Raw genomic sequence first — 15,052 nt, 5'->3', positions numbered from 1 at the left:
GGCCGTAATCCGTCTTTCTGATCAAACCTATCAATTCGTCTGGAACCATCACCATCTGTTGTTGGATGGCTGGTCCATGCCCATCGTGATTCAGGAGGTGTTTGCCTGCTACGAGGCGCTGCGCCAGGGCAAACCCATCCAATTACCACCTGTCCGCCCGTATCGGGATTACATTAATTGGCTCCAAAAACAGGATCAGGCTGCCGCAGAGAAATACTGGCGCAATGAGCTGAAAGGGTTCACTGCGCCCACACCGCTGATCAGCGATCCCGCATTGGATGGCAAGCTCATACCTGAAAAAGATTATGATGATCGAAAGTTGTATCTTCCCGAGGAGGCCACTGCAAAGCTGGAGGCGCTGGCCCGCAAGCATCAATTGACATTAAATACGATCGTGCAGGGCGCCTGGGCCATTCTGCTCAGCCGTTACAGCCATGAGCAGGACGTCCTGTTCGGCGCAACGGTTTCAGGTCGACCCGCCGAATTGGATGGCGTGGATAGGATGGTCGGCCTGTTCATCAATACCCTTCCCGTGCGAGTTCAGGTCGATGAGGAACAATCGCTCGTCCCATGGCTCAAACAGCTCCAGCAGAAGCAATTCGAGCAGCGGGAGTTCGAGTATTGCTCGTTGGCCGATATTCAGGGCTGGAGCGAAGTGCCTCGGGATACACCGCTGTTCCACAGCATTCTGGTGTTCGAGAATTATCCTGTGAACGATACGCTCCAGCGCCAGAACACCAGCTTGAAAGCCAGCAACGTTCGCTCGTTCGAAAAGACCAATTATCCCATAACGCTAGTCGCCTCGCCAGGCAAGCGATTTTTCCTGCAGATCGCCTATGATACGCATCGCTTCAGCGACGCCACGATTTGGCGGATGCTGAATCATCTGGCGGTTCTGTTAGCAGGCTTTGTCGAGCATGAGAATGGCGCCATCAAAAATTTGTCTCTATTGACGGAGGATGAACAGCGGCAATTGCTGGTGGAGTGGAACAATACCAGCGGCGATTATCCGTCCGAGCTTTGCGTTCATGAGGTCTTCGAGGCCCAGGTGGAAAAGACGCCCGAAGCCATTGCCCTGGCATTTGAGGGCGAGACCATGAGCTATCGAGCGCTCAACGCCCGAGCCAATCAACTGGCTCGCTTTCTCCAAAAATCAGGCGTGGGGCAGGAGGGACTGGTGGGTATCTGCATGGAGCGCTCGCTGGAGATGATCGTGGCCATGCTGGGTGTGCTCAAAGCGGGCGGCGCCTACGTGCCCATGGATCCCAACTATCCCAGCGACCGCATCGAATACATGCTGACGGATTCGGGTGTGGCGATCTTGTTGACCCAGCAACTTTTGAAGCCGAATTTGCCCCAGACAGGCGCAACCATGATCTGCCTGGATGCCGATTGGGAAACGATTGCAAGAGAGAGCACCAAGAATCTGGGCCGAACGACCACGCCTGAGAACCTGGCCTATTTGATCTACACTTCGGGTTCGACAGGCCGACCCAAGGGCACAATGCTCAATCATCGGGGGCTGGTCAATTTCTGCCAGGCCCATGCCGAAGTGATGAAAGCGGAACCCAATCGTCGGCTCTTGCAATTTGCTTCCATCAGCTTCGATGCTTCGGTGGCGGAAATTTACACGGCGCTGTTGAGCGGGGCGACTTTGCAATTGGCCAAACAGGAGACGCTGATGTCAGCCGTTGATCTCACCAGATTGCTGGATGAAAACGGTGTGACTTCGATCAGCCTGCCGCCGTCGATGTTGACTGTGATGTCGCCCGAGGGGCTGGATTCATTGGCTGTGGTGCTCTCGGCTGGCGAGGCGTGCACCACTGACATCATCAACCAATGGTCGAAAGGTAGACGGGTGGTCAATGGCTATGGGCCGACGGAAATTACGATCGGCGCCAGTTGGAGCGTATTTGAAAATCTCGCTGAGGACGTCAAATCGGTTCACATAGGCCGACCGATTTTGAACAAGCAGATTTATCTGTTGGATGAACATCTGCGGCCTGTGCCCATTGGCGTGGCTGGGGAATTGTGCGTGGGCGGCATTGGCCTGGCACGGGGCTATCTGCATCGCCCTGATTTGACGGCGGAGAAATTCATCCCCAATCCGTTCAGCGCTGCAGCAGGGGAGCGGCTGTACCGCACTGGCGATCTGGCCCGCTATCGTCCCGATGGCAATATCGAATTCCTGGGCCGCATCGATCATCAGGTGAAAATTCGGGGCTTTCGGATCGAGTTAGGCGAGATCGAGGCGGCGTTGCAAGGACATCCAGCCGTGAAAATGGCGGCGGTGCTGGCTCGGGAGGATCAAGCAGGCGAGAAAAAGCTGGTAGCCTATTTTGTGGCGGATCCGAAGGCAGCCGAGCCTACGGCCAATGACCTTTACGCTTATCTCAAAGAACGTCTGCCCGATTATATGGTGCCAGCGATTTTCATGAAGCTGGATGAAATGCCGCTCACCCCCAATGGGAAGATCAATCGCAAGGTCTTGCCCGCACCCGATCAGGGTCGGCCTGAATTGGGCAGGGCGTACATCGCTCCCAGAACGCAAACTGAAGAATTGGTCGCAGGCATCATGGCGCAAGTGCTGGCGGTCGAAAGGGTGGGAGTTCAGGATAATTTCTTCGAACTGGGCGGACATTCGCTGTTAGGCGTTCGGGTACAGAGCCGCATTCGGGATGCATTTGGGATCGAGTTGCCATTGCGCCATCTGTTCGAGTCGCCCACAGTGGAGGCGTTGGCTCGCATCATCGATCGGGAGCGACTCTCGGCTCAGGGCCTGGAGGCACCGCCGATCCAGCGCATCCCTCGGGATCAGGATCTGCCGTTGTCCTTTGCTCAGCAGCGGCTCTGGTTTTTGGATCAATTGGAGCCGAATAGCCCGTTTTACAACATCCCTTCGGCCATGCGGCTTTCGGGACATTTGAACAAAGAGGCCTTAAAACGCAGCATTGCCGAGATCGTACGACGGCACGAGACGCTGCGAACCACTTTTAAAGCCGTCAAAGGCAAGCCGTATCAGGTGATTGCTGAAGATTTTTCGGTCACGATCAATGAGATCGATCTCAGCCATCTGCCTGAAGCGGAGCAAGAAACAAAAGTCCAGCAACTGGCCACCGAGGAAGCGCAGCGGCCGTTTGATTTGGTCAGCGGCCCGCTGTTTCGGGTGACGCTGATCAGCCTCAAGCCTGATGATCACGTGGTGCTGTTCACGCTGCATCACATCATCTCCGATGGCTGGTCCATGGGCGTGCTGGTTAAAGAGGTGGCGGAATTGTACCAGGCGTTTGCCGAAGGAAAAGAGTCGCCGCTGCCCGAATTGCCCATTCAATACGCCGATTTCGCCCATTGGCAGAAGAACTGGCTATCGGGCGAGGTGCTGGAAAAACAGCTTGCCTATTGGAAGGAGAAACTGGCGGGCAGTCCGCCTGTGATCGAGCTGCCCACGGATCGGCCCCGTCCTGCGGTGCAGAGCTTCAAAGGCAGCATGATTTCAAAAAGGTATTCAGGCGAGCTACTGCAATCGCTCAAAGCCTTCTGCCAGAAGGAGAACGTGACGCTGTTCATGACGCTATTGGCGGCGTTCAAGACGTTGCTCTATCGCTATTCGGGCCAGAGCGATATCAATGTGGGCACGCCCCACGCCAATCGCAATCGTTCCGAGCTGGAGGGCCTGATCGGATTTTTCGTGAACACGCTGGTGCTGCGCACCGATCTGTCGGGCGATCCCAATTTCAAAGAGCTGGTGAAGCGGGTGCGGGAGACGGCGCTGGGCGCTTATGCGCATCAGGACCTGCCGTTTGAGACGCTGGTTGAGGCGCTGCAGCCGCAACGGGATTTGAGCCACACGCCGCTGTTTCAGGTGATGTTCGTGCTGCAAAATGCGCCAGCCGAAAAGATCGAGCTGCCAGGCCTCACGATCAGCCCTGTGCCGTTCGAAAGCGGCACGGCTAAATTCGATCTCTCGCTGGTTATCTTCGAGGAAGAGAATGGTTTCACGGCTTCTTTTGAATACAACAGCGATCTGTTCGATCGCTCCACTATCGAACGAATGATGGAGCATTTCGGCATCGTGTTGGAAAACGTAATGGCCGATCCCGAGCAGAAAGTTTCGGCGGTGCCGATCATGAGCCAGGCGGAATTGAACGAGATGCTGTACCAGTGGAACAAGACCCAGGCCGAATTCCCCAGCCATCTGTGCATGCATCAATGGTTCGAAAATTTAGCTGCAAGAAATCCCGATGCCGTTGCACTCAATTTTGCGGGGCAACAATTGACCTACGGCGAATTCAATCGCCGAGCCAATCAGATGGCTCGCTATCTCAACAAAATCGGCGTGGGCAGAGAGCATCTGGTGGGCATCTGCATGGAGCGCTCTATCGAAATGATGATCGGCATCATGGGGGCGCTGAAAGCGGGCGGAGCGTTCATCCCGCTCGATCCAGCCTATCCGCCAGAACGATTGGATTATATGATCACGGATTCGGGGATTTCGGTGTTGCTGACGCAGCAGGCATTGGTGGGCCTGGTCAATCCCCATCAGGCAAAGGTGGTCTGCGTCGATGCGGAGTGGGCCAAGATCGCACAGGAATCGGATGACAATCTGAATCTGGAGATCGACCCCACCAATCTGGCGTATGTGATTTATACCTCGGGCTCGACGGGCAAGCCGAAAGGGACGATGCTGCAGCATCGGGGCTGGTGCAATTTGGGACGGGCGCAGCAATTGGCGTTCGGCCAGGGCGAGGGCGATCGGGTGCTCCAATTTTCCGCCCTCAGCTTTGATGCTTCGGTGTGGGAGATGGTGATGGCATTGTTGAGCGGAGCGACCTTGAGTTTGACCCATCGGGAGATGTTGAGCACGGGACAGGGCTTGTTGCAGGTGTTGCAGCAGGATGAAATTACGATGGTGACGTTGCCGCCTTCGGTGTTGGCCGTGGTGCCCGATGCTGATTTGCCCCATTTGAGAACGATTATCACGGCGGGCGAAGCGTGCAGCGCCGATCTGGTAGCTCGTTGGGGCAAGGGAAGACGATTTTTCAATGCGTATGGCCCAACGGAGACAACGGTGTGCGCCTCGATGTTTCTTGTGCCCGAAGGTTATCGAAACAATCCGCCGATCGGGAAACCGATTGCCAATTTCCAGCTCTATGTTCTGGATGCGAATTGGCAGCCTGTGCCGAAAGGTGTGCCAGGGGAGTTGTGCATCGGCGGAGCAGGTGTTGCCCGAGGCTATCTCAATCGGCCAGATCTGACGGCGGAGAAATTTATCCCCGATCCGTTCAGCAAAGAGAAGGGTGCTCGACTGTACCGCAGCGGCGATTTGGTCCGCTATCTGCCCGATGGCAATATCGAATTTCTGGGCCGCATCGATCATCAGGTCAAGGTGCGGGGCTTCAGAATCGAATTGGGCGAAATCGAGGCGGCGCTGAAAGACCATCCTGATATTCTCGATGCCGCCGCCATCGTCAGGGAGGATCGGCCAGGCGACAAACGCATCGTGGCCTATCTGATCCCCGAAGCGGGCAAGGAGTTGACTGTCGGCGATCTGCGTAGCTATCTCAGGGAGCGCTTGCCCGAATACATGGTGCCGTCGGCGTTCATGACGCTGTCGGAATTTCCGCTGTCGCCGAGCGGCAAGGTGGATCGCAAACGATTGCCAGCCCCAGATCTCTCCCGACCCGAATTGGGCAGCGAGTACGTGGCCCCACGTAATGAGACCGAGGAGAGGCTGGCCGCCATCTGCGCCGAATTGCTCAATCTCAAGCAGGTGGGCGTGTACGACAATTTCTTCGAGCTGGGCGGCCATTCGCTGTTGGCCACGCAGTTCATCTCGCATATTCGGGATGCGTTTCAGGTGGAATTACCATTGCGTACTTTGTTCGAGTTCCCGACCATCGCCGACCTGGCGCAGAAAGTTTTGGAAAGCCCAAAGATCTCCGAACAAGAGCAGGCTCCAATCGAGGTGACCCATCGGGGCGAGAAGAGCATCGAGGAACTGCTGGCGGAACTGGAGCAGATGTCGGATGAGGAGGCGGAAGCATTGATAGCCAATACTTAATTGTAATGTAATTTTCGAAAATGAACAGCAAGGCAGAGATGAAAAATTTTTGCCTACGAAAAACACGAAATCATGCTAAAATGTGGTTTAGAAAATAGCTTCGTGTCATCCCAGATGTTTCGTGGGATAATTTGGAGAAATAATTTTCATTTTAAAATTTCAAGTATGATTCAAAACATTTCAAAGCTATTTTGCGGAGAGTAAAAAAATCATTTTTTAAATTCGGCTTTTTTGATCCGCCAGATGACTATTGGCATCAGAACAACATTAAATGAGAATTTGAGTGATCTGGCCTTTATGAGGAAGTGGGGCCATATAGCTATTTTGGAAACAATTTTTTTTCAATAAGATTTCATGGCTCATCGCTCCGCTCCAAAGGACAAAGCGGGATCAGAGAACTCGCTTGGATTGATGCTAATCGTTCATTGGCGGATTTTTTATTAATTTGTTAAGCCGGGAGCGGATATTGATATGTTCGGCCAAGCTTGGTTCGAATGAAAAGCTTTGTGATCAAAATTGAAAATTCAGATTGATAGTCAAGAGCTAATAGCAAAATTTTATTTTACGCAACTGATTTTTGATGACTCTAATATAAAGCGATGAATTGAGATAATTCTGAAGGTAGCCAAATCCGATCAACACGTCATCAAAGGCACAACAGCCAATACCTCTGATTTTTGCCAAAAACATTTCAGAGCATCGATCCGGCAGGGGGCTTTTATCCAGAAATTTAAGCCAAATCTCAAGTGAGGGATAATGACCGATTATACGAAGATGATGGCGGTGCTTTCACCCCAGAAACGAGCAGTATTAGAATTGAAATTGAAGCAACATGGAAACGATTACAATTCGTTTTCGCTTTCATTTTCACAGCAGCGGCTTTGGTTCATAGATCAGTTACAGCCAGGGAATCCGATTTATAACATTCCTTCAGCCTTTCGTTTAGAAGGGGAATTGAATGTTAGGGCGTTGGAGCGATCATTGAATGAAGTGATCGCGCGCCACGAGGTGCTGCGTACCAGCTTTTTAAATTTAAATGGCGAGCCGGTTCAGATTGTTGCGCCAAAATTGCAGTTAAAGCTGCCAGTGATCGATCTCACTGAACTCAGTCCACACGAGGCCGAAGCGAGAGTCTTAATTCTTGCACGTCAAGAAGCGCAGCGACCATTTGATCTTAAGCGTCCGCCTTTGATGCGAGTCACCTTGATCAAATTGAATGCGCGTGAGCATATTGCCCTGCTAACATTGCACCATATCATTGCCGATGGCTGGTCGATGGGGATTTTAATTCGAGAACTGGCCACTTTGTATCAGGCTTTTTCAAATGGAAGGCCATCGCCGCTGGCGCCACTCAAACTGCAATATGCCGATTTTGCCCGTTGGCAAAAAGAATATTTGCAAGGAGAGACATTAGAACGACAATTGCGCTATTGGAAGGAAAAGTTGGGGATTGATCCCGCGGTACTGGAACTTCCAACGGATTTTCCGAGGCCCGCTCAACTGAGCTTTGAAGGGGCATCGCTGCCGGTTGAATTGCCAAAGGAACTAGTGGCTGAATTACATCGCCTCGGTCGTCAAGCGAATGTTACGCTATTTATGACACTGTTGGCTGGTTTTCAGACATTGCTGCATCGTTACACTGGGCAGGATGAGATCAGTGTCGGGTCACCGATCGCCAATCGCACGCGGAAAGAGACCGAGGACCTGATCGGCTTTTTCGTCAACACATTGGTGTTTCATACCGATCTTTCGGGCGATCCGAGTTTCAATGAATTGTTGGCACGCGTGAAGGAAACCACATTGGGAGCCTATGCGCATCAGGATGTGCCATTCGAGAAACTGGTGGAAGTGTTGCAACCGCAACGAAATCTGAGCCATACACCTTTATTTCAGGTCATGCTGGTGCTGCAAAACACACCAAACAAGCCCATTCAATTGCCGAATCTCACACTTCGGCCGCTTTTGTTCGATCGCGGTGTGGCGCAGTTCGATCTCAGTCTCAATGTGGGTGAGGTCGATGGGGCCATTAAGGGCATGGTGGAATTCAATACGCGATTGTTTCTCCCAGATACGATCCACAGGATGATGGAGCATTTTAAGATTTTGCTGCAAAGCGCTGTGGAGCATCCTGAGCTGCCCATCTCTCTTCTATCAATGCTCTCTGCCGCCGAACGAGAACATATATTGGTGGATTGGAACAAAACTGAGAATGACTATGACGGCGGGCAGTGTATCCATCAGCTATTCGAACAACAAGTGCGTCGCACACCCCAGGCGATTGCAGTGGAGTACCAATCCGATCAGATTTCATATCAGGAGCTTAATGCTCGGGCTAACCAACTTGCCCAATATCTAAGAAAGTTCGGCGTAAAGCCAGATCAACTGGTTGGTTTGTGCTTGGACCGATCGATCGAAATGATTGTGGGATTGCTTGGAATTTTGAAAGCTGGCGCTGCTTATGTCCCACTAGACCCAAGCTATCCTGCTGAGCGGCTATCTTATATTCTGGCCGACTCAGGAGTATCGGTGGTAGTGACGCTAAAACGGTTCTCTGCAGCGATACCGGGAAAAGATCGAATGATCGTTTTTCTGGATGAAGAATGGCCAACGATTAGCCAGGAATCTGACGAGAATCCTGAAAACCTCACGCTGCCAGAGAACCTGGCCTATATGATTTATACCTCTGGTTCTACAGGACAGCCCAAAGGGGTGATGTTACAACATCGCTCTGTGGTAAATTTGTGGTCTGGTCTAAGACAAACGATTTATTCAAACCATGAAGATCGACCGTATCGCGTGAGTCTCAATGCGCCGTTGTTATTTGATGCCTCGGTCCAGCAACTGGTGATGCTCTTGAGCGGGCATACTCTCTGCATCATCCCGCAGGATATCCGGTTGGACGGTGAGGCGATGTTAGCATATTTGCGAGATAAGCAGATCGAGGTGTTAGATTGTGTCCCTTCCCAATTGAAGCTATTGATCTCGGCGGGAATGCTCGAGGGAAATGACTGGACACCCTCGATTCTGTTGCCTGGAGGTGAGGCGATCGACCACGCCACCTGGCAAATGTTGCGTCAGTCCCAACAAGTGGCCACTTATAACATGTATGGTCCCACTGAGTGTGCTGTCGATTCAACCATTTGTGTCGTAAAGGAAGGGCCAGAGCGCCCTGCGATCGGCAGACCGATCAATAATGTCACTCATTTTGTGCTGGATCGGCACATGGTGCCAGTTCCCATCGGTGTGCCAGGGGAGCTATATATCGGAGGAGATGGCTTGGCTCGGGGCTATCATCGAAGGCAGCAATTGACCGCGGAACGTTTCGTTCCGAATCCGTTCAGCACCACGCCAGGCAGTCGACTTTATCGCACTGGCGATTTAGTTCGGTATTTGCCAGATGGCCAGATCGAGTTTCTCGGACGCGTGGATCATCAAGTGAAGTTGCGCGGCTTTCGCATCGAGTTGGGAGAGATTGAAGCAACATTGAAACGGTTCGAGGGGATCAAGGAGGCGGTGGTGATTGTTCGGGAGGATCTGCCCGAGAATAAAGTTTTGGTGGCATATCTTGTAGCCTCGACACAAAATCCACCAAGTATATCGGCATTGAAGGATTTTTTGAAAGGCCGGCTTCCCGAATATATGGTGCCCGCGGCTTTTGTTTATTTGGAACAATTACCGCTAACGCCGAACGCGAAAATCAACCGTCGGGCTTTACCAGCGCCCGATTGGTCGCAATTGGCTGAAGAGAGCTTCATCGCTCCGCGCACGCCTGTGGAAGAGCTGGTGGCTTCGATCTATGGGAACATTTTGAAAATTGATCGCGTAGCGGCCAATGCGAATTTTTTTGAGTTGGGGGGGCATTCACTTTTAGCGACCCAAGTCATATCGCGCATCCGCGAAATTTTGAAAGTAGAATTGCCACTGCGCGATCTGTTTGAAGCACCGACAGTAGCAGAATTGGCTCAACGGGTTGAGCGCGTTCAACGACAGGGTACTATCAGCGCTGCGCCACCGATTGTGCCAGTGCCGAGAACTCAAGACCTTCCATTATCGTTCGCTCAGCAGAGGCTCTGGTTTTTGGATCAATTGGAACCCGAAAGCCCACTTTACAATATTCCAATGGGCTTTCGGTTGACTGGCAAATTGAATGTGGCGGCCCTTCATAAAAGCCTGAATGCTATTGTGGAGCGGCACGAAAATCTCCGAACAAGCTTTATCAATGATGCTGGCAAAGCGAAACTCATGATCGCTCCGAAGCTGGTCATTCCTTTGCCGTTGGTGGATTTGCAAGAATTGCCCGCGCAGCATCGAGAGGCAGTGGCATCGGAGTTCGCCAGCGAAGAAATCCGACGGCCGTTCAAATTGGATCAGTTGCCGCTACTGAGAGCGTTGCTATTTCGCCTAACGCCAGAAGATCATATTATCGTTGTCACCATGCATCACATCATCTCGGATGGCTGGTCGTCACAAGTATTGATTTCGGAAATGGCGGTGCTCTATCGGAGCTTCCTGGCTGGAATGCCCTCCCCATTGCCAGCGCTGAATATCCAATATGCAGATTTCGCCTATTGGCAACGGAATTGGCTTCAGGGTGAGGTGCTCGAGGCGCAGCTCAATTACTGGAAGAACCAATTGGCTGATTGTCCAGATTCGCTGGAATTGCCAACTGATTTTCCACGACCAGCCGTGCAGACTTCCAATGGGGACCATTTCCCATTTGCATTGCCCAAAGCCCTTGCCGAGAAACTGAATCGACTGAGTCGTGAGCATGGTGCGACGCTTTTCATGACATTGTTGGCAGCTTTTCAGACTTTGCTTTATCGGTACACAGGACAGGACGACATTTGTGTTGGCACGCCCATCGCCAATCGCAACCGAGCTGAGATTGAGGGCCTGATCGGATTTTTCGTGAATACCCTAGTTTTGCGAACCAGGCTGACTGGTCAACTCAGTTTCAAACAATTGTTAGACCAGGTGAAGACCACGACCCTGGACGCCTACATGCATCAGGATGTCCCGTTCGAAAAGATCGTGGATGCGGTTCAACCGCACCGAGATATGAGCCATTCTCCGCTGTTTCAAGTGATGTTCACCTTGCAGAATGTTGCCCGACACGAACAATCAGTGGAGGGACTGACACTCCGTTCGATCGAACTGGATACTAAAATCTCGACGTTCGATCTGACGCTACTCTTGTTTGAGGGACCTGATGGCATCTCTGGGGCATTCGAGTACAACACGGATCTGTTTAAGCCAGAAACGATTAGTCGGATGGCCGAGCATTTTCGCTTGCTGCTCGAAAGGATCCTTGAAAATCCTGCAGCCAGAATCACAGATCTGTCGATTCTCACACCAGCTCAAGAGCGGTTGATGCTGGATCAATGGAACGACACCATGGCCGATTTTCCGAAGGATAAAGCGATCCATGAGCTATTTGAGGCGCAAGCTCATCGCACACCAGAAGCGATTGCGGTGATTTATGAGGATCAAGCGCTCAGTTATCGTGAATTGAATGAACGGGCTAATCAATTGGCTTTGGCACTAAAGCAAGCTGGGGTAACAGTAGACGTGCCAGTGGGATTATGTCTCGATCGATCCTTGGAGCTGATCGTGGGGATTTTGGGGATTTTGAAAGCCGGCGGCTGTTATGTGCCGCTTGATCCACGGTATCCCGCCGATCGATTAGCATTCATGATCAACGATGCGAACTTAACCCTGATTGTTACTCAGCAATCATTAGTTCACTCATTAGAGCCCTATCGAGCAAAAATGATTTGTTTGGACAGGGATTGGCCTGGTATCGCTCAGCAGCCGCGAGCCGATCTGAAGGGCACGGTTTCGCCTCAGCAATTGGCCTATGTGATTTATACCTCAGGCTCCACGGGCCGACCAAAAGGGGTTATGGTGGAGCATCGTTCTGTTGTGAACCACAACCTCCATTGCATCGCTCAATTTCGCTTGCGACCTGGGGATCGTGTGCTGCAATTTGCGACGATCAACTTCGATACAGCGGTGGAAGAAATTTTCCCGACCTTGCTGAGTGGGGCGACATTGGTGTTGCGGAGCGCTGATGATGGCCTTGCTACTGGGGTTGATCTGATGGAGATGGTGAAACGGTACCAGTTGACAGTGCTGGATCTGCCCACGGCTTATTGGCAAGAATGGGTTTATGAGATGACGTTGAACCCATTAAACATTCCTGACTCATTGCGTCTGGTGATTGTAGGTGGGGATAAGGCCTCATCGGAACGGTTGGCCAGTTGGCGGAAAATCGTCGGCAATCGGGTTCAGTGGCTTAATACCTACGGGCCAACCGAAGGTACGATCATTGCCACCAGTTTTGACCCTGATGATCCAGCCAGTAATTGGCAAGAGGGAACTGAAGTGCCCATCGGTCGACCCATTGCGAACGCCAAGATTTATATTTTGGATCGAGACATGCGGCCCGTGCCGGTGGGAGTAAAAGGGACCTTGTACATCGGCGGTGCTGGTGTTGCGCGGGGATATCTTAACCGTCCTGACTTAACCGCTGAGAAATTTATCCCCGATCCGTTTAGCAAAGATCCCGGTGAACGGATCTATAACACTGGAGATTTAGCGCGCTATCGTTCAGATGGCACGATCGAGTTCATCGGTCGCCAGGATCATCAGGTGAAAATCCGAGGTTTCCGCATCGAACTTTCGGAGATCGAAGCTGAACTGGAGAAGCATAAATTAATTCGCGAGGTGGCGGTTGTTGCCCGAGAAGATGAATCCCATACCAAACGCCTGATTGCTTATTGTGTCCCAGCTATATCAAATAGCGATGGAAAATTTGGTAAACGCAGACATGTGCGTGTACCATTTTTAAGCGAAGCTTCATTGGACTTCAATGGCAATCAACGAGCATTGTTCAAAACCGAGGATATTTCCGAGGGCGGGGCAAGGCTGATGACCATTTCGCCAATCCCGTCTCTGGACGCTCAAAAGCATATTCGGGTAGCGGTGAAACTGCCCAGTGATAATAGCGCCATTCATTTGGATTCCCAGCTCGTTTGGCAAAGCGGGGAGCGGATCGGCGTCGCATTTAGGCAAATGACTCAATCCGATCAAGAACTGCTGCGCAACACCATTGCGAGATTGCTGGAGAACAAAGTCGTGCTCATGAGCGAATTGCGTGGCTATCTCAAGCAGCGGCTACCAGATTACATGATTCCGTCGGCGTTTGTTATTTTGGACCGCTTACCACGCACCGCGACTGGAAAAATCGATCGTCGCAATCTGCCTGCTCCAGATCCAGTTCGGTTGGAAATGGATAGCAGTTTCATCGCCCCTCGAAACCCGGTGGAAGAGAAACTTTCGGAGATCTGGCGTCAGGTACTTGGCGTCAAACGGATCAGCATGAATGATAATTTCTTTGAACTGGGCGGGGATTCGATCCTTGGGATTCAAGTGATCGCAAAGGCGAATCAAGCGGGGCTAAAGCTGTCGCCCAAGCAGATTTTCGAACATCCCACCATTGCTGGGCTTGCTTCTGTCGCCAATATGGGGCAGAACATTCAAGCGGAACAAGCTTTGGTCATTGGGAAAATCGAATTAACGCCGATTCAGCGATGGTTCTTCAGCCAAAACTTCGCTGAGCCCCATCATTACAATCAATCCGTGTTCTTTGAGGTCAAAGAGCGGCTCAATCCAGAGATTTTAAAAGCAGCGACCGAGCAACTTCAACAGCATCATGATGCATTGCGCATTCGCTACCGGTACACGGAATTTGGCTGGGAACAATATATTCCAGAAGGCGATGTAGCAGTTCCATTTGAACTGGTGGATCTATCTTCTGTTTCCGATCTGGAGCTATCGCAGGAGATCGAACGGCATGCTGCCCGCGGCCAGCGCAGTCTTTCCTTAGAACAGGGCCCAGTTGTTCGATTGATGCTAATCGATTGTGGGCCACATCGCGCACAGCGGCTGTTGATTGTCATCCATCACTTGGTCGTTGACGGGGTCTCATGGCGAATCTTGCTAGAGGATTTGCAAACGCTTTATCATCAACTTCAGGCTGGCCGACCGACGAAATTGCCAGCGAAGACCACATCGTTCCAATATTGGGCGCGCAGGCTAAACGAATACGCTCAGAGCGAGTCATTGAAACAGCAAGCAGGATTTTGGTTGAATCAGTTCAAACGATCTATTGGTCGAATACCGTTCGATTTTGAATCTGGAGATAATACTGAGGCCAGCGAACGCACCGTGGTGGTTGGGCTCAATGTCGAGGATACGACTGAAATCTTGAAAACGGTTCCAGCGGCGTATCATGCTCAGATCAACGAGGTTTTGCTCACCGCATTAACGGAGACATTTTATCACTTTACCGGCGTGCGGCAGCTTTTCGTCGATCTGGAAGGCCATGGTCGCGCGGATCTATTTGCCGAGGTGGATTTGTCGCGAACGGTGGGCTGGTTTACTGCCGTATATCCCGTGGTACTCGATCTGCGCTCCAGCCGAACCCGAGGGGAGAGCGTAAAGATGGCTAAAGAACAGTTGCGCAAAGTTCCTGATCAAGGGATTGGTTTTGGTATTCTGAAATATTTATGTAACGATCCACAAATTCGCCATCAAATGCAGATGTTACCAAAAGCCCCTATCGTTTTCAATTATCTGGGGCAATTTGATCAACAGGCTGGTGCGGCAGGTATCTTTGCAGTAGCAAGGGAATCGAAGGGACCAGAGCGAAGCCATTTGGGCCAGCGCAGCCATATCATCGAAATCAATGGAAGCGTAAGTGGGGGAAAGCTCCAATTTGAGTGGAAGTACAGCGAGAATCTGATGCGAAGGTCAACCGTGGAGCATCTGGCTCAGACCTTTATCTCGGAGTTGCGTGGGATGATTGCTCACTCAAAGAGCTCAGAGATCATCGGTTTCACTCCATCGGATTTCCGTCTCGCTAAACTCAGTCAGAAAAAACTGGATAAGGTCATGCAGAAATTGATCAAAACAATGGAGAGGGTGTAG

General features: G+C 51.6%; 2 protein-coding genes. Both read left to right on the top strand.

What is annotated here, in order from left to right; genetic code table 11:
• Window positions 1-7 precede the first annotated feature (7 nt).
• On the top strand, window positions 8-6,061 hold the full coding sequence (locus ONB37_06200) for an amino acid adenylation domain-containing protein (protein ID MDZ7399742.1): 6,054 nt from the start codon (window positions 8-10) through the stop codon (window positions 6,059-6,061).
• 756 nt (window positions 6,062-6,817) lie between these two features.
• On the top strand, window positions 6,818-15,052 hold the full coding sequence (locus ONB37_06195; GenBank protein MDZ7399741.1) for an amino acid adenylation domain-containing protein: 8,235 nt from the start codon (window positions 6,818-6,820) through the stop codon (window positions 15,050-15,052).

It is taken from the genome of candidate division KSB1 bacterium, from assembly GCA_034506395.1.
In the GTDB taxonomy this organism is placed as follows: Bacteria; Zhuqueibacterota; Zhuqueibacteria; order Thermofontimicrobiales; family Thermofontimicrobiaceae; genus Thermofontimicrobium.
The sequence above is the reverse complement of the archived record's forward strand: the minus strand, read 5'-3'. Positions and strand labels throughout refer to the sequence as shown.

Excerpts from the sequence above, each read along its gene's own strand:
- ONB37_06195 (MDZ7399741.1), top strand. The coding sequence starts at position 6,818 with ATGACCGATTATACGAAGATGATGGCGGTGCTTTCACCCCAGAAACGA.